Source organism: Nissabacter sp. SGAir0207, from assembly GCF_005491205.1.
Lineage (GTDB): Bacteria > Pseudomonadota > Gammaproteobacteria > Enterobacterales > Enterobacteriaceae > Chimaeribacter.
The window spans coordinates 2,561,553-2,577,854 of sequence record NZ_CP028035.1 but is presented as its reverse complement, the minus strand read 5'-3'; the positions used below and the strand labels follow the sequence as shown (position 1 = coordinate 2,577,854).

General features: G+C 61.5%; 15 protein-coding genes. 8 read left to right on the top strand and 7 right to left on the bottom strand.

Features of this window, described 5'->3' with window-relative positions; genetic code table 11:
- Position 1: 1 nt before the first annotated feature.
- Positions 2 to 907, bottom strand: coding sequence for a type I 3-dehydroquinate dehydratase (aroD, locus tag C1N62_RS11340; protein ID WP_240775694.1), 906 nt, complete (start codon positions 905 to 907; stop codon positions 2 to 4).
- A gap of 61 nt (positions 908 to 968) precedes the next feature.
- Positions 969 to 2,462 (bottom strand): UbiD family decarboxylase, encoded by a 1,494-nt coding sequence (locus tag C1N62_RS11335; RefSeq protein ID WP_137763732.1) that lies wholly within the window; start codon positions 2,460 to 2,462, stop codon positions 969 to 971.
- A 156-nt stretch (positions 2,463 to 2,618) separates the two neighbouring features.
- Here C1N62_RS11335 and C1N62_RS11330 point away from each other — a divergent pair, with 156 nt between their 5' ends.
- A complete protein-coding gene (locus C1N62_RS11330; RefSeq protein ID WP_137763731.1) occupies positions 2,619 to 3,536 on the top strand; it encodes a LysR family transcriptional regulator in 918 nt (305 codons plus the stop codon).
- Here C1N62_RS11330 and C1N62_RS11325 read toward each other — a convergent pair.
- The 3 genes from C1N62_RS11325 to C1N62_RS11315 form a co-directional block, all read right to left on the bottom strand.
- Entirely contained in the window at positions 3,472 to 4,209 is a 738-nt protein-coding gene (locus tag C1N62_RS11325; protein WP_240775777.1) for a DUF1796 family putative cysteine peptidase, read from the bottom strand. The genes C1N62_RS11330 and C1N62_RS11325 overlap by 65 nt on opposite strands.
- Positions 4,210 to 4,453: 244 nt before the next feature.
- The gene (locus C1N62_RS11320; RefSeq protein WP_168195851.1) at positions 4,454 to 5,527 is read right to left on the bottom strand and encodes an acyltransferase; all 1,074 of its coding nucleotides are present in this window, start codon (positions 5,525 to 5,527) and stop codon (positions 4,454 to 4,456) included.
- Between the two features lie 227 nt (positions 5,528 to 5,754).
- The gene (locus C1N62_RS11315; protein ID WP_137763728.1) at positions 5,755 to 7,785 is read right to left on the bottom strand and encodes a choline transporter; all 2,031 of its coding nucleotides are present in this window, start codon (positions 7,783 to 7,785) and stop codon (positions 5,755 to 5,757) included.
- A gap of 356 nt (positions 7,786 to 8,141) precedes the next feature.
- Here C1N62_RS11315 and betI point away from each other — a divergent pair, with 356 nt between their 5' ends.
- The 5 genes from betI (at position 8,142) to map (ending at position 13,205) form a co-directional block, all read left to right on the top strand.
- The gene (betI, locus tag C1N62_RS11310) at positions 8,142 to 8,729 is read left to right on the top strand and encodes a transcriptional regulator BetI (RefSeq protein ID WP_137763727.1); all 588 of its coding nucleotides are present in this window, start codon (positions 8,142 to 8,144) and stop codon (positions 8,727 to 8,729) included.
- A gap of 34 nt (positions 8,730 to 8,763) precedes the next feature.
- The gene (gene betB / locus C1N62_RS11305) at positions 8,764 to 10,236 is read left to right on the top strand and encodes a betaine-aldehyde dehydrogenase (RefSeq protein ID WP_137763726.1); all 1,473 of its coding nucleotides are present in this window, start codon (positions 8,764 to 8,766) and stop codon (positions 10,234 to 10,236) included.
- A 152-nt stretch (positions 10,237 to 10,388) separates the two neighbouring features.
- Positions 10,389 to 12,074: a choline dehydrogenase gene (betA, locus tag C1N62_RS11300; RefSeq protein ID WP_137763725.1), complete on the top strand. Its 1,686-nt coding sequence runs from the start codon at positions 10,389 to 10,391 to the stop codon at positions 12,072 to 12,074.
- Between the two features lie 142 nt (positions 12,075 to 12,216).
- Positions 12,217 to 12,420 carry a ParD-like family protein gene (locus tag C1N62_RS11295; RefSeq protein ID WP_137763724.1) on the top strand — a complete coding sequence of 68 codons (204 nt, stop codon included), beginning with the start codon at positions 12,217 to 12,219 and terminating at the stop codon, positions 12,418 to 12,420.
- On the top strand, positions 12,417 to 13,205 hold the full coding sequence (map, locus tag C1N62_RS11290; protein ID WP_137763723.1) for a type I methionyl aminopeptidase: 789 nt from the start codon (positions 12,417 to 12,419) through the stop codon (positions 13,203 to 13,205). Before C1N62_RS11295 ends, map begins: the two co-directional genes overlap by 4 nt.
- Positions 13,206 to 13,247: 42 nt before the next feature.
- Here the strand turns inward: map and C1N62_RS11285 are convergent, their stop codons facing one another.
- Both C1N62_RS11285 and C1N62_RS11280 read right to left on the bottom strand, forming a co-directional pair.
- On the bottom strand, positions 13,248 to 13,832 hold the full coding sequence (locus tag C1N62_RS11285; RefSeq protein ID WP_137763722.1) for a YceI family protein: 585 nt from the start codon (positions 13,830 to 13,832) through the stop codon (positions 13,248 to 13,250).
- Between the two features lie 193 nt (positions 13,833 to 14,025).
- Entirely contained in the window at positions 14,026 to 14,694 is a 669-nt protein-coding gene (locus tag C1N62_RS11280; protein WP_137763721.1) for a DcrB-related protein, read from the bottom strand.
- Positions 14,695 to 14,908: 214 nt separating this feature from the next.
- Between C1N62_RS11280 and C1N62_RS11275 the strand changes: the two genes are divergently transcribed.
- Positions 14,909 to 15,355, top strand: a complete 447-nt coding sequence (locus C1N62_RS11275) for a GNAT family N-acetyltransferase (protein ID WP_137763720.1) — start codon at positions 14,909 to 14,911, stop codon at positions 15,353 to 15,355.
- Between the two features lie 77 nt (positions 15,356 to 15,432).
- Entirely contained in the window at positions 15,433 to 15,987 is a 555-nt protein-coding gene (locus C1N62_RS11270) for a low temperature requirement protein A (RefSeq protein ID WP_137763719.1), read from the top strand.
- Positions 15,988 to 16,302 lie beyond the last annotated feature (315 nt).

Sequence of the window (16,302 nt, the reverse complement as noted above, 5' to 3'; positions counted from 1 at the left end):
GTTAGCTGTGGTTGGCGTTATGGATGATAGAGAGCACCGAGTGGAGATCGCTGGCCTCAATCTGGCCGGGCGCGGAGGCCTGACCGACCATGCCGAAGGTGAGGGCGGAGCCGGTCAGTTCGCCCGCCAGCCGTGACACCACGCCCGCGCCGCTCATCGCCATCGTCAGCAGCGGCCGCTCGGCGTAGCGGCTGTAGACCTCCCAGGTGGCGCTCATCAGCCGCAGCACGTCGCCGGAGTCATGTGGCATGGTGGCCATCTTCAGCACGTCCGCCCCCAGTTCCTGCTGGCGGCGCAGGCGCTGCACAATCTCCTCCGCTGGCGGCGTCTGCTGGAAGTCGTGGCTCGACATCACCACCGCGATCTTCGCGTGGTGCGCCCGCGCCACCAGATCGCGCACAATCGCCTCGCCACGGAACATCTCCACGTCCAGCAGATCGGCCTGCCCCTGCTCAATGATCGCCTGATAGAGCGCGGCATACTCCTCGTCGCTGATGGCGGTGTTGCCGCCCTCGGCCTTGGTGCGGAAGGTCACCAGCAGCGCCTGCGTGGGCAGCAGCGCGTGGGCCTGACGGGTAAGGGCCACCACTTGCGCCTTGTCCCGCGCGATGTCGAGCGAGTCAACGCGCAGCTCCACCAGTTGGATCGCCGGGTCGCCAGCGTATTTCTTGATCGCCGCCAGCGCCTCGTCAGCGGTTTTAGCGGTGGTCGGCACAATCAGCTTCGGCTGCCCCTCGCCAATCACGATGCCTTTGATGGTCAGGGTCTTGATCGGGTTGTTGGCTGGCGGCATCAGGGCGCTGCCCTGCTCCGGGGTGGCCTGGGTGGCGGCGGCGGCATGGCGCATCACCAGTGAGCCAGCCGCCAGCGCGGCGCCTGACAGCAACAATTCTCGGCGTTTCATCATCTTGTCCTCTGTTGGGTTCCCTCTCTTACAGTCTAGAAGCTGACGGAAAAAGCGCCCGCCGTCAGGGTTTGAAGTCCGGGATAAAGCGCGACACGTCCACCTCCTTGAAGCGCGAGCGCTGGAACTGCGCCTTCATCTTGAACGGCACCGTGCAGTCGAAGATGGTCTTGCAGGTGATGCCGTTGTCCTGCAACTGCGGGTTAAACTCGGGCGACTGCGACGGATCCAGCGGGTGGCAGCGCACGCCGGGAATGAACAGGGTGCTGACATCGCCCTGATAGCGGGTCTGCATCGCCCACAGCACGTCGTTGGTGTCGAAAATATCGACATCCTCATCCACCAGAATCACATGCTTTAGCTCACCGAAGGCGGCGAAGGCCAGCAGCGCCGCCTGCCGTTGCCGCCCCTCATCGGTCAGCGCCGCCTTTTTGAATTGCATCACCGCCAGATATTTGCCGCCGCCCGACGGGTGGGCATAGACGTTCAGCAACCGGCCCGGCATCGCGCGCTCCACCATCTCAAGGATGCTCGCCTCGGTCGGGATGCCCGCCATGTTGACGTGCTCCTCGCTCGGGCCAATCACCGTTTGCAGGATCGGCTGCTTGCGGTGGGTGATCGCCTTCACCTCGATCACTGGCACCGCGGGCTTGGCCTCGCCGGTGTAGCCGGGGAACTCCGGCATCGCCTTGCCGGTGTGGGTGTTCTGATCTTCGCGCACCCGATAGTCCGGCACCAGCTCGCCCTCAATCACAATCTCGGCGTTGGCGATGGCGCGCGCGTCCACCGAGACGCACTTCACCAGCTCCACCGCCCGATCGCGCAGGCTACCGGCCACCGCCAGCTCATCGTAACCGAGCGGGGTGGTGGGCGGCTCGAAGCAGGCGCCAATCTCAATCGCCGGATCCACGCCGATGCTGATGGAGATCGGCAACGCCTTGCCAGCGGCCTCCGCCTTCTGGCGGAAGGTGTCGAGGTGGCGGCCGGGCACAAAGTACATTGAGATCTCATCGGCGCCCTGGATGCAGAGGCGGTGGATGGTGACGTCTGACTCACCGGTCTCCGGGTCAGAGGCGTAGCACATGCCCATCGTAAAGTAGGGGCCAGCGTCCTCCTCGGTATTGGTCGGCGCGGGCAGCAGCTTGCGCACGTCAAAGCCTTCGTCACTGGCGCGGTGCACCACCTCCTGGCAGGGGGCGTGCTGGCTGTCGATCACCACCGGCGGGATGGGGTTGTTGACCGAGTCCTTCAGCAGGAAGCCCAGCTTCTCCGGCTCGGTGCCGAGCAGGCGCGCCACGCGCTGGCGTGAGGCCAGCAGGCCAATCAGCACCCGCACATCCTCATACCCCTTCACCTTGTTGAACATCATCGCCGGGCCGAGGCGGGTCGGGCGCATCACGGTGCCGCGCGCGCCGACATAGCGGTAGACGCCGCTGATCTCGGCATTTGGGTCAGCCTCGACATCCGTGCTGATCACTTCATCCGGGTAGCGCGCCAGCAAGGCCAGCGCCGATCGCAAATCATAAATCGTGCCGCGTTCCAGTGTCGATTTCACCATGTTTTCACCGTATTCTTGGGGAGTTTGGAATAAGCATAGGGTGCGGCACTGGCAGCGGGTAATACCGTTTAGGCGACGTGCCCCATACCAGAAAGGTTGTTAACGGCAGCCATCCATACTGATCTGGCGGGCGGCCAATACCATCAGGGAGGAGATATGGATCTAAAACGGTTACGGTATTTTTGTGTGATTGTGGAGCAGGGAACAATCACCGGCGCGGCACGGGTGCTGAACATCTCCCAGCCGCCGCTGAGCCGGCGCGTGCAGGAGCTGGAGGAGGAGGTGGGCGTGCCGCTGCTGGTGCGTGAGGGCGGCGGCATCCGGCCCACCGAAGCCGGGCGGGTGCTCTACCAGTACGGTTGTGACATTTTGCGTAGCGTCGAGGAGGCGTGCAGCGCGGCGCGGCAGGCGGGCAGCCACACCACCCAGTTGGTGCGCATCGGCATCTCCTACCTCTACCAGCACTACTTCAGCCCGCTGGTGGCGGCCTTCTGCCAGCAGGGCGAGGGCTTCAGGATAGAGACGGTGATTGCCGACTCCAGTTCGCTGGAGGCGATGCTGGCGGAGCGGCGGCTGGACGTGGCGCTGATCCAGCAGCCGCAGCGGCAGGAGGGCTACCAGTGCATCAGCCTGCCGCCGGTGGCAGCAGTGGCAGTCATCTCGCGCCAGTTGCTGGCCGAGCCGCCCGCCGGGCCGATGCCGCTGGCCGAGCTGGGGCGGCTACCGCTGATTGTGATCCGCCGCATCCAGGGCGAGGGCACCTTTGAGCAGATTGCCAACCAGCTAACCCAGTTGGGCGCGCGGCCAGAGGTGATCCTCTCCGCCAATGAGCCACGCATGGTGTTCGACATGCTGGCGCAGGGCATCGCCGCCGCCGCGCTGATGCCCGCCTCCGAGGTGCCCGCCACGGCGCACGCCTTCTGCCACGTGGTGGCGCTCTCCCCGGCGCCGAACCTCTTCTTCCCGACCTTTGTCCGGCTCGCCAGCGCGCCGCAGCACGCCGAGCTGGTCAATATTCTGTTGCGCCATTCGTTTGTCGGCGATGGGGAGGCAGAGCCGTCGCCTGCCGGATAATCTGGCGGCTCTGTTTCAGCATCTTTTTGATCAGGTCATTGTCGACGCGCGCCCAGAAGATCGCCTGATCCATGCCAGCCCACTGGTGCAGGGTATGGAGGCGGAACTGCAACACGCCGTCATGGTTATCCACGAAGGTGAGCTGGCGCTGGCGCGCGTCGGCCACCTGCTCCTGATAGAACAGGATGATGAAGCAGCGCTTGCCCCCCTGCTCAAAAAATTGCTTGAAGGTGGCAAGCTTGCGCGTCAGCAGGTCGAGGTTGGATTTTTGGGTGTAGCGGTGGTGGTAGAGAAAGACATAGTGCTTCTGCCCAATCTCCTCATTCATCCTTTTTACGCGGCGCATCAGCGCCGCTTTACTTTCCGGGTGGGCCAACCAGTCGTGGTGGGTAAATTCAAACCCCTGCGTATGCAGTTCATGATAAATATCATCATCCAGCGTGTAACTGATATTCCGCAGCACTTTCTCTTGATCAACATAGCCATAAGTGGCATTAGCGTCATCAAATAGGCCACGGTAACCCTGCCGGTGCATGGCAATATTATAATCAATGTTTGAACGCCCGGATGCATAAAGGGAGCTGTAGCTTTTCAGGTAAAACCTTTTCAAAATATCATCAGAGAGGCAATTTTCGCCCAGAGATATCCATACGACGCCATCATCCTGATTCATGGTACATCGCATACGGATATATTTTTGCTTCATCGATTTAAGCGTGTTTTTAGCTTTTGTAATCATGTTCATTTCCCTGAGTCAGACAGCAAATAAAAAGGGAATAGTGTTCCTTTGGTTAATTAAATTCATGTCCAATAATCCGAAAAACATTACTTGTAAGAATAATTCATCATATGGCTTAAATTTCCTGCCCGCCGGGCAGGGGAAAAGGCGCACCCCAGCGGGTGCGCCTGCGCGCGCGTTATTTCGCCAAGGTTTCGCCTGCCAGCGCCATCGGCTGGCCCCGGTAGCGGGTGGAGATCTTCTTGATCAGCGGCTTCTCCAGCTTGAGATGGAACAGGATGCCGCACACCACCGCACAGAGGGAGAGGGCGATGCCAATCAGGTCATCATTCAGGGCGCTCTTGTCGCTCAGCATGTTGCTGATGATGGCAAAATTAATGTGAATCAAGTAGATGCTGTAGGAGGCGTCGCCCAGCAGCATCAGCGTGTGCTTGAGGCGCGAGGGCGGCAGGTCTGTCGCCTGAATCAGCAGCAGCACCACCATAAAGGCCGGCAGGCCGTAGATCACCAGCCGAGGCAGCCCGTGGTTGGTCAGCTGGGTGGTCAGCAGGGTCAGCGCCAGCGCCCCCAGCGCGGCCACGCCAATGTTGAGGCGCAGCCTGAGGTTCGCCTGCACGATGAAGAAGCAGAGCGACCCCAGCAGGAAGTCGAGCATCAGCGGATCGCCCACCATAAACTGGAAGTTAGTCCAGCCCAGTCGCTCACCGCGCAGCTCCAGCAGGTTGACCGACAGCACCATCACCAGAATGATGGCGCAGGCGAGCAGGATCGCCTGTACCCGGCGGCGCGAAAGCAGGATGGCGGCGGCGTAAATAAGATAAAAGAACATCTCATACACCAGCGTCCAGGCAACGCCGAGCAGCGGGCCATAGGTGGGCGAGCCGGTAAAGGTGGGCAGCAGCAATAAATTGCCCAACAGGTGATAGGAGGTGAGCGCCGCAAACAGATCGGGCGCGCTCGCCAGATATTTCAGCACAAATGGAGTGAGCAGAATTAAGTAAACCGGGTAAATACGGATGATGCGTTTAATAATAAAGTCGATGGCGGCTTTTTTCGGGCTGGCAAAGGTCTCCTTGAGGGTATAGCTCATGATAAAGCCGCTTATCACGAAGAATATATCCACGCCGAACCCGCCCATATGCGCCAGCCCAAGGCTGGTCGAGATCGCGCCCTGTTGCCAGGTATGGTTGAATACCACCAGAAGCGCCGCAAAGGCCCGCAGGTATTGCAATGTATCAATTTTTCCGGTCACAGGTAAATCCTCACAGGGTGAAAGTAGAAGAATTACAGTGCTGAAAATAAGAAAAAGGGAGGCAATAAATTAGAGTTTTTATGGGTGTAAAACGCCGGTCGGCTATTTATCACTCCATTAACCTAGCTGCTGGCCGATTATTCCGTCAATACCTGTTGGCCGTTTAGGAGTATTCCCAACGGGCAAAAAAAATGCCGGCACAGGCCGGCATGGTGACAGAAAAAGCGTTATGTCGGGTAGGTGAGTACCGCCCCCGGCGCCTCGCGGTGGAGGTGCAGGAAGTGCAGGTGGCGCTCGTACTGGTCGAGGATGTCGTTGATCACCTGCTCCTTGCTGTAGTCCATCAGGTCGTTGCCCTGCGTGCCCTCCAGCAGGAAGGTCTCCAGCCGGTAGTAGTGCGACTTGCCAGCCCGCGCGCGGTAGGTGAAGGCGGGCACCGAGTAGCGCTGCGGCCAGATTTGGTAGATGAAGTTCTGCTCATCCCCCAACTGCACATGCAGCTCCAGGTGGCTCAGGCGCTCATCGCCCTGCGGCGGCTGTTCGCTGAACTCCACGCGCGCGCCGCGTACCGCCAGCTCGCGCGCCACCTCTTCCATCGCCGGGCGGCAGACGGTATCCAGCATCTTCTGGGTGTAGGTGGCACCGGGGTGGTTCATCACCCGCGCCAGACGCTGTTTCCAGTTCAGCACGCCATCGCGGGAGACCGGCACCGGCGCATTCTGCAACGCACTCGCCTTGCGGTAATCCTCGACTTTCAGCGACTTATAGAGACCGGCCATCACAAAGAAGATCACGAAGCTAAAGGGCAGGCCCATGATCACCGTGGTGTTCTGCAATGCCGAGACCCCGCCAGTCAGCAGCATCCCCAGCGTCAGCAGGCCAATCGCCACCGACCAGAAGACCCGCAGCCAGTTTGGCGCGTCATTGTTGATGTCCGCCAGCTTGGAGGTGAAGTTGCCCAGCACCAGCGAGCCGGAGTCCGCCGAGGTGACGTAGAACAGCAGGCCGGTAATGGTGGCGACCGAAGCACTCAGGCTAAAGCCGGGGTACTGCGCCAGCAGGCTGTAGAAGCCGCGCTCCGGGTAGGCCATCACCTCTTGGGCAAATGCCAAATTGCCATGCAGGATCTGGTAGAGCGCGCTGTTGCCAAACACCGACAGCCACAGCAGGGTGAAGACGAACGGGATAATCAGTGTGCCGCAGACAAACTGGCGGATGGTGCGCCCGCGCGAGATGCGCGCCAGGAACAGGCCAACAAACGGTGACCACGCCACCCACCAGGCCCAGAAGAACAGTGTCCAGCTATTCATCCACTGCGTCGGGCGGTCAAAGGCGAAGCTGTTGAGGGTCATGCCCATAAAGCGGTTGATGTAGTCGCCGACGTTGAGCACCAGCGCGTTCAGCAGGAACTCGGTGTCACCGGCGAACAGCAGGAACAGGATCAGCCCTAGCGCCAGCAGCACGTTCAGCTCTGACAGGAAGCGGATGCCCTTGTTGACGCCGGAGGTGACGGAGACCGTCGCCATGATCACTGACAGCAGGATCAGCGCCGCCTGCACCGTCAGGTTCTCCGGGATGTGGAACAGCACCTTCAGCCCGTAGTTGAGCTGCACCACGCCAATCCCCAGCGTGGTAGCGATGCCGAAGATGGTGCCGATCACCGCCGCGATGTCCACCGTGTGGCCAATCGGCCCGTTGATGCGCTTGCCGAAGATCGGGTAGAGCGCCGAGCGGATGGTCAGCGGCAGGTTATAGCGGTAGCTGAAGTAGGCGAGGGCGATGCCCATCAGCGCATACATCGACCAGCCGGTCAGGCCGTAGTGGAACAGCGTCCAGACCATCGCCTGTCGCGCTGCCTCCAGCGTCTGCCCCTGGCCCTCGGGTGGCATCATGTACTGCGTCACCGGCTCGGCCACCGAGAAGAACATCAAATCGATGCCGATGCCCGCGGCGAACAGCATCGCCGCCCAGCTCATCATGCTGAACTCGGGCTTGGACTGCTCTGGCCCCAGCTTGATGTCGCCGTAGCGCGAGCAGGCGATGAAGATCACGAACACGATGTAGAGGGTGGCGGCCAGCAGGTAGTACCAGCCAAAGGTGGCCGATACCCAGTTCAGGGTGGCGGTGATCCAGCGACCCGACTCGGCAGTGAAAAAGATGGTCATCAGCGAGAAGGCCAAAATCAGCCCCGCTGAGGTAAAGAACACGACGGGGTTCAATTGATCGCGCTGTGGTTTAACGTCTCCGGGTGTACTCATGGTTTCCCCATTGTTGTCTCAAGCCAAACTCTGCCGGGCGAGGGAAGCGCGCTTAGCGCATGTCAAAGGGCGTAAAAAAACGCCTGTTACAGGGCATCCGCTGAGCTCACTGGCCATCACCGCCGGTCAGAATAAAAAGTTTGTTGTTTGCGTTAGATCAAAAAAGTGGCCGCAAATCAACGAGATTCATCCTTAAATTACACAATTCCATAACGTGACGGTAATAAAATATATTCATTTTTAATTGAACGTTCAATCAAAAAAAAGTTTAATAGAGCTCGAACAACGCGCCGCAGCCGGAGATGAGTTGCCCGGTTCTGACGCGAATCCAGGCTTTTTTTACCCGGAGAGGGACCATGCCCAAGGTGGGAATGCAGCCGATCAGACGGCAGCAATTGATTGAGGCGACGCTGGCGGCGGTGAACGAGGTGGGGATGCATGACGCCTCCATTTCGCAGATTGCGCGCCGCGCCGGGGTGTCCAACGGCATCATCAGCCACTACTTCCGCGACAAGAACGGGCTGCTGGAGGCGACCATGCGTTACCTCATCAGCCATCTGGGCGAGGCGGTGCGCCAGCGGCTGCAACCGCTGAAGGGGGGCGACGCCCGGCTACGGCTGCGGGCCATCGCCGAGGGCAACTTCGACGAGAGCCAGACCAACAGCGCGGCGATGAAGACCTGGCTGGCCTTTTGGGTCAGCAGTATGCACAGCCCGCAACTGAAACGATTACAACGGGTCAACAGCCGTCGGCTGTTTTCCAATTTATCTGCCGAGTTCCGCCGCAGCCTGCCAAAAGCGCAGGCGCGCCGCGCCGCCAAAGGGGTGGCCGGCATGATTGACGGCCTCTGGCTGCGCAGCGCCCTCAGCGGTGAGGAGTTTGACCGCCGCGAGGCGCTGGCGCTGACCTACGAGTATATCGACCAGCTTCTGGCTGCCCGATAGCCTCGGCATCCAACAGAACAGACAGGAGAGACGTATGTCCCGCTACGGTTTGCAAAAACTCTACATCAATGGCGCGTACACCGATGCCGCCAGCGGCGAAACCTTCGACGCGATCAACCCGGCCAATGGCGAAGTGATCGCCCAAGTGCAGGCGGCGGGCGCGGCGGACGTTGACCGGGCGGTAGACGCCGCGGCGAAAGGGCAGAAGGTGTGGGCGGCGATGACCGCCATGCAGCGCTCGCGCATCCTGCGCCGGGCGGTGGACATCCTGCGTGAGCGCAATGATGAGCTGGCGGCGATCGAGACGGCCGACACCGGCAAACCGCTCTCCGAAACCACCACGGTGGATATCGTCACCGGCGCGGACGTGCTGGAGTACTACGCTGGCCTGATCCCGGCGCTCGAGGGGCAGCAGATCCCGCTGCGCGACAGCGCCTTCGTCTACACCCGCCGCGAGCCGCTGGGCGTGGTGGCGGGCATCGGTGCCTGGAACTACCCAATTCAGATCGCGCTGTGGAAATCCGCCCCGGCGCTGGCCGCTGGCAACGCGATGATCTTCAAGCCGAGCGAGGTCACTTCGCTGACCGCCCTGAAGCTGGCGGAGATCTACACCGAGGCGGGCCTGCCGGATGGCATGTTCAACGTGCTGCCGGGCAGCGGCCGCCAGGTGGGTCAGGCGCTGACCGAACACCCTGGCATTGCCAAGGTCTCCTTCACCGGCGGCGTGGTGAGCGGCAAGAAAGTGATGGCCAACGCCGCTGGCTCGACGCTGAAAGAGGTGACGATGGAGCTGGGCGGCAAGTCCCCGCTGATCGTGTTTGATGACGCCGATCTGGACCGTGCCGCCGACATCGCGATGATGGCCAACTTCTACAGCGCCGGGCAGGTCTGCACCAACGGCACCCGCGTGTTTGTGCCAGCGGCGTTGCAGGCAGAGTTCGAGGAGAAGATTCTGGCGCGCGTCCAGCGCATCCGCATCGGCCAGCCGACCCAGCCGGACGTCAACTTCGGCCCGCTGGTGAGCTTCGCCCACATGGAGAACGTGCTGCGCTTCATCGAAAGCGGCAAAAAATCTGGCGCGCGGCTGCTGGCCGGTGGCGAACGCCTGACCGACGGCGTGCTGGCGCAGGGTGCCTGGGTGGCACCGACCGTGTTCAGCGACTGCACCGACGAGATGGAGATTGTGCAGGAGGAGATCTTCGGGCCGGTGATGAGCATCCTCACCTACGAGAGCGAAGAAGAGGTGATCGCCCGCGCCAACAACACCAACTTCGGTCTGGCGGCCGGGCTGGTGACCCGCGATCTGGCGCGTGCGCACCGCGTCATCCACCAGCTGGAAGCGGGCATCTGCTGGATCAACACCTGGGGCGAATCCCCGGCGGAGATGCCGGTCGGCGGCTACAAGCACTCCGGCGTTGGCCGTGAAAATGGCGTCAGCACGCTCGAGCACTACACGCAGATCAAATCCGTGCAGGTGGAACTGGGCGACTTCAGCTCGGTGTTCTAACCCCCACCACCCTTTTGTCAGGGGCAGCAGGCCCGCCCGCCGGGCCTGTGCTTCCTTGCGCCGGGGCGTGCCATGCCACACCCCCGGACGCCGCACCCGTTTTGCGGCCCGCCTTGCCCCGACCCACAGCAATCACATTGAGGAGACATTCAATGGAATACGATTACATCATCATTGGCGCCGGTTCGGCTGGTAACGTGCTGGCGACCCGCCTGACCGAAGATCCGGGTGTCACCGTACTGCTGCTGGAAGCCGGCGGCCCCGACCACCGCCTGGATTTCCGTACCCAGATGCCAGCCGCGCTGGCCTTCCCGTTGCAGGGCAAGCGCTACAACTGGGCCTACGAGACTGACCCGGAGCCGCACATGAACAACCGCCGCATGGAGTGCGGGCGCGGCAAGGGGCTGGGCGGCTCCTCGCTGATCAACGGCATGTGCTACATCCGCGGCAACGCGATGGACTTCGACAACTGGGCGAAAGCACCGGGGCTGGAGCACTGGAGCTACCTCGACTGCCTGCCATACTTCCGCAAGGCAGAAACCCGCGACATCGGCCCGAATGACTACCACGGCGGCGATGGCCCGGTGAGCGTGGCGACGCCCAAGGCGGGCAACAACCCGCTGTTCGAGGCGATGATCCAGGCTGGCGTGCAGGCGGGCTATCCGCGCACCGACGACCTGAATGGCTACCAGCAGGAGGGCTTTGGCCCGATGGATCGCACCGTGACGCCGAACGGCCGTCGTGCCAGCACCGCGCGCGGCTATCTGGATCAGGCCAAGGCGCGCAGCAACCTCACTATCCTGACCCACGCCACCACCGACCGCATCCTGTTTGACGGCAAGCGCGCCGTGGGCGTCAGCTACTTCCACAAGGATGAGTACAACGCCAAGACCGCGCGCGCCAGCCGCGAAGTGCTGCTGTGCAGCGGTGCCATCGCCTCGCCGCAGATCCTGCAACGCTCCGGCGTCGGCCCGGCCGCGCTGCTCAACAGCCTGGATATCCCGGTGGTGCATGACCTGCCGGGCGTCGGCGAGAACCTTCAGGATCACCTGGAGATGTACCTGCAATACAGCTGCACCCAGCCGGTGTCGCTCTACCCGGCGTTGCAGATGCACAACCAGCCGAAGATTGGCGCGGAGTGGCTGTTCAAGGGCACCGGCGTGGGTGCCAGCAACCAGTTCGAGGCCGGTGGCTTTATCCGCAGCCGCGAGGAGTTCGAGTGGCCGAACATCCAGTACCACTTCCTGCCGGTGGCCATCAACTACAACGGCAGCAACGCGGTGAAGGAGCACGGCTTCCAGGCACACGTCGGCTCCATGCGCTCGCCGAGCCGTGGCCGCGTGCAGGTGAAGTCCAAGGATCCGCGCCAGCACCCGAGCATCCTGTTCAACTACATGGCGACCGAGCAGGATTGGCAGGAGTTCCGCGACGCGATCCGCCTCACCCGTGAGATCATGGCGCAACCGGCGCTCGACCCCTACCGTGGCCGCGAGATCAGCCCCGGCGCGCACGTGCAGAGCGACGAGGAGCTGGATGCCTTTGTCCGTGAGCACGCCGAAACCGCCTTCCACCCGTGCGGCTCCTGCAAGATGGGCACCGACGAGATGGCAGTGGTGGATGGCGAGGGGCGCGTCCACGGCATGAATGGCCTGCGTGTGGTGGATGCCTCCATCATGCCGCAGATCATCACCGGCAACCTCAACGCCACCACCATCATGATCGCCGAGAAGATGGCCGACGCCATCCGTGGCCGCCAGCCGCTGCCGCGCAGCACCGCCGACTACTATGTGGCGGGCGATGCGCCGGTGCGCACTGAGCCGCTGAAGAAAACCGCCTGATACCCTGAGGCCACTTCTCCCCATGCCCAAGGGCGCTGCCGATGCAGCGCCCTTTTTTTGCGCACGTCCTGCCACACCGAAATGCCCCTCCTGTTATACGCTTCATATATGTTTCATATATACCGCGTAGAGTGACTGACCAATGGGCATCATCAAAATTTCTGACTTCATCCATGACGAACTGCGGGTCGCCAGCGACGCCTACTGCCGTTCCATCAATGCGCAGGCCGAGTACTGGCTGCGTATCGGCCGGCTGGCAGAGCAGAACCCCCACCTGAGCTATACGGAAATTACCCAGCAGCTGCTTACCCCCCAGCCTGCGACCGCCGACAAGGAGCAACCATGAACGACATTACCCTGCACACCGCCGCTGACATTGAGAAAGCGCGCCTCGCTGGCCACCTGGCGGCCGAGGTGCTGGCGATGATTGGCGAGCACGTCAAACCCGGCGTCACCACCGAGGCGCTGGACGCCCTCTGCCACCGCTACATTGTGGAGACGCTGGGCTGCACCCCGGCCAACATCGGCTACCACGGCTACCCGAAAACCATCTGCACCTCGGTCAACCATGTGGTGTGCCACGGCATCCCCACCGACAGCAAGACGCTGAAGGCGGGTGACATCGTCAACATCGACGTGGCGCTGATCAAGGATGGCTGGTACGGCGACACCAGCCGCATGTACTTCGTCGGCGAGCCGGGCATCCGCGCCAAACTGTTGGTGGAGACCACCTACGACGCGATGGTGGCGGGCATCCGCGCGGTCAGGCCGGGCGCGACGCTGGGCGACATTGGCTACGCCATCCAGAACGTGGCGCATGAGAAGGGCTTCTCCGTGGTGCGTGACTACTGCGGCCACGGTGTCGGCACCGAGTACCACACCGAGCCGCAGGTGCTGCACTATGGTCGGCCGGGCGAAGGGCTGGTGCTGAAACCGGGGATGATCTTCACCATTGAGCCGATGATCAACGCCGGCAAGGCGGCAACCAGCGTGCTGGCCGATGGCTGGACGGTGGTGACGCGCGATCGCTCGCTCTCCGCGCAGTGGGAGCACACGGTGGCGGTGACGGAGGAGGGGGTGGATCTGCTGACGCCGTGGCCGGACGGTCTGGGGAGTTACCCGTCGATTTAACGCGAGGGAACCCCTGCCCGGCGTGCCGGGCAGGGGAGGGGCTTACTTGGCGTAGGCTTCGGTGGAGATGGCAATCACCACGTCGTCGCTGACCGCCGGGACATATTTGTCCAGCTTGAAGTCGGAACGCTTGATGGTGGCGGCGGCGTCAAAGCCAATCGCCTGCTTCTTCACCATCGGGTGCTCACCCTGCTTGTTCAGCACGGCGTGCAGGGTCACCGGCTTGGTGATGCCCTTGATGGTCAGGTTGCCCTCGACGTCATACTTGTTGTCGCCAGCGTGGGTCACCTTGGTGCTGTGGAAGGTGGCAGTCGGGTATTTGGCAACGTCGAAGTACTCCGCGCCCTTGAACTCGCTGGTCAGCGCGGCGACGTGGGTGTCGATGGTGCTGATCGGCAGGGTGACGTCAACCTTGGACTTGGCCAGATCGTCGGCGTCAAACACGATGGTGCCGGTGACGTTGGAGAGGTCAGCGGTCGGGTGCGAGAAGCCGAAGTGCGTCCAGGCTACTACCACGGAGGTATGGCCAGGATCCATCGCGTAGGTCTGGGTAGCCGCCAGCGAAACCTGGGAGTAGAGGCCGAGGCCCAGCATGGCAGGGAGCAGCACTTTTTTCATGACTGACATTATTACGTCCTTTTGCAGTGAATTCAGGGTCAACAAGACCAACCAGTCTGCAAGAGGGCGCGCCGCGCCGCCAGCTAATATATTTGACCGGTATATTCAAAAAATTTTACTAATGGATTGGGTAAATTGCTCTAGCGGCATCGCCCAATAAAAAAGGCTGCCCATCGGCAGCCTTTTTAATCGCATCAAAAACTTACTTGAAGGCGATGTTGTCGCTGATCGCCTTGACCAGCGCCTCATGCGCGGCCAGATCATCAGAGACGGTCATGATCTGGATATTGATCATCTGTGCGTTCTGCTGGGTGGTCAGGCTGGTGCTGATGGCCGCCCGATCCTGCTGTTTGATTTTGGACTCAAACTGGAAGAAGGGGTGGCCGGAGAGGGTGACCATGCCCTTTTTCAGCACATTTACGCTGGAGTACTGCTTTTTGAAGGTCTCAAGCAGTTTCGGGCCATTCTCTTCCAGCGTCTTTTTCAGCACCTCACGGTCAGCCAGCGGCGTCAGGCCACCGTAGTTGATCAGGGTGACCATCTGGTGGGTGGTGGGGTTGGCGAAGACGCGGGTCAGCACGCGGTCGCCCTCTTTTGGCGTCGGGGAGCGATCGACAAAGCCCTTCGGCAGCGTGAAGGAGAGGCGCGGCTGGGCAGCCGGCTTGGCGGCTTCTGCGGCTGGCTGCGCGGCGTTGCTGGCCGGGGCGGCTTGCGCCGGGGCCGCTTTTGCGTCTGCGGCAGCTTTCTCAGCCGGGGCGGCGGTGGCAGCCGGGGCGGCTTTGTCAGCGGCAGGTTTCTCGGCGGCGTTATCACACGCGGTCAGGCTGGTCAGCATCAGGGCGGCCAGACCATATTTCACAATCGGTTTCATGGTTACGTTTTCCTGGAAAAAAGATCTGGCGGAATATACTCAGCTGATGAGCGGGAACAAATGAATCATGATTTCACGATTGCTACATTAATGATGTTGACAATAATCATCTGATTTTGAAGGGATAATATTTTCAGTCGGTGAGTGGGAAAAGTGTGCCGGGAAAATAGGATTTTTAGTATAAATAATCTAAATGATTAACTTGGGAATTATTATGGCTGACATTGATTGGCAAGATCTGCACCACAGTGAACTGGGCGCTGCGCCGCTCTACGCGCTGCTGGCGCTGCGTTGTGAAGTGTTTGTGGTGGAGCAGGCCTGCCCCTATCTGGATGTGGATGGGCGCGATCTGGCGCAGGGCACGCGCCACCTGCTGGGCTGGCAACAGGGGCGGCTGGCGGCCTACGCCCGCCTGCTGCCGGGCGAGGAGGTGGCGATTGGCCGGGTGGTGGTCGCACCCTTTGCGCGCGGGCAGCAACTGGGGCGTACGCTGATGGCGCAGGCGCTGGCGGCCTGTGCGCGCCACTGGCCGCAGGCGGCGGTGGTGCTCTCGGCGCAGGCCCACTTGCAGGCGTTCTACCGCGGTTTTGGCTTCTCGCCCTGCTCGGAAGTCTATGATGAGGATGGGATTCCCCATATCGACATGCGCCGAACTGTCTGAATTTCACGCAGGCACGATCTTTTGTCAAAAAAATCGGGTAACGTGGGCTTTCCCCCTGCTTGCTGGAGAGAACCGAGATGCCAAGAACGCTCTCCCGTTACCTGATGGTGGTCACCGCGCTGCTGGTGCTGGCCGCCTGGATGACCATCACCGCGCTGAGTGACCTGCCACCCAGCACGCCGGTGCTGCTGGCGGCGCTCTCCGCGCTGCTGGGGGCGCTGGCGATCTGGTGCCTCTACTATGCCGCGCTGGCACAGCCGGTGCGCCCGGCATGGCCGGGCAGCAGCGGCCACCTGACCCATGTGGTGATGATCATCGCCCTCTGCGCCTGGGCGGTGGGCAATGCGCGCGTCATCGCCTACCCGATGCAGGCCACCCACCTGCCGGCCGCCTGTGTGCTGGTTGGCGCGCCGCTGGCGTGGCTGGCGGCACTGATGCTGTGGCAGTACCGGCGCGGCCTGCGGGTGCCACGCCAGCACCTGATTGGGCTGCTGGCGCTGGCGCTGCTGCTGCCGGTAAGCGGCTATGCCGATCTACTGACCACCAATGGTCTGGCGACGCTGATCCTGCTGGCGGTGCTGCTGTGGGAGCCGCTGGCGCGCAGCCGTCGCGCCGCCTGGCGATCGCAATAGGGCGCGGCGATGCCCGCCCACTTCCTTACCTTTCCTGCCTAAAAAGCCAGCAAACGGACGCCACCGATTGCGTCTGGCTAAGTAAACGATTGCGCAGCCGCAAAAAAACAGTATCTTTACGTCCCGTTACAGATTGTGATCGTCCTCACGAAAAACATGTATCACTATGCAACTAAAATTGACATTTATTGACATAATCGCATATTAAGTGACACCTGATTATTGCCGGTAACAAGGTTTGGAGCGCCGCCCCTCATTACGGCTGCTCACCGACCGGCTGAGTGGCTTCTGATGACACACCTGAATGAGCAATAA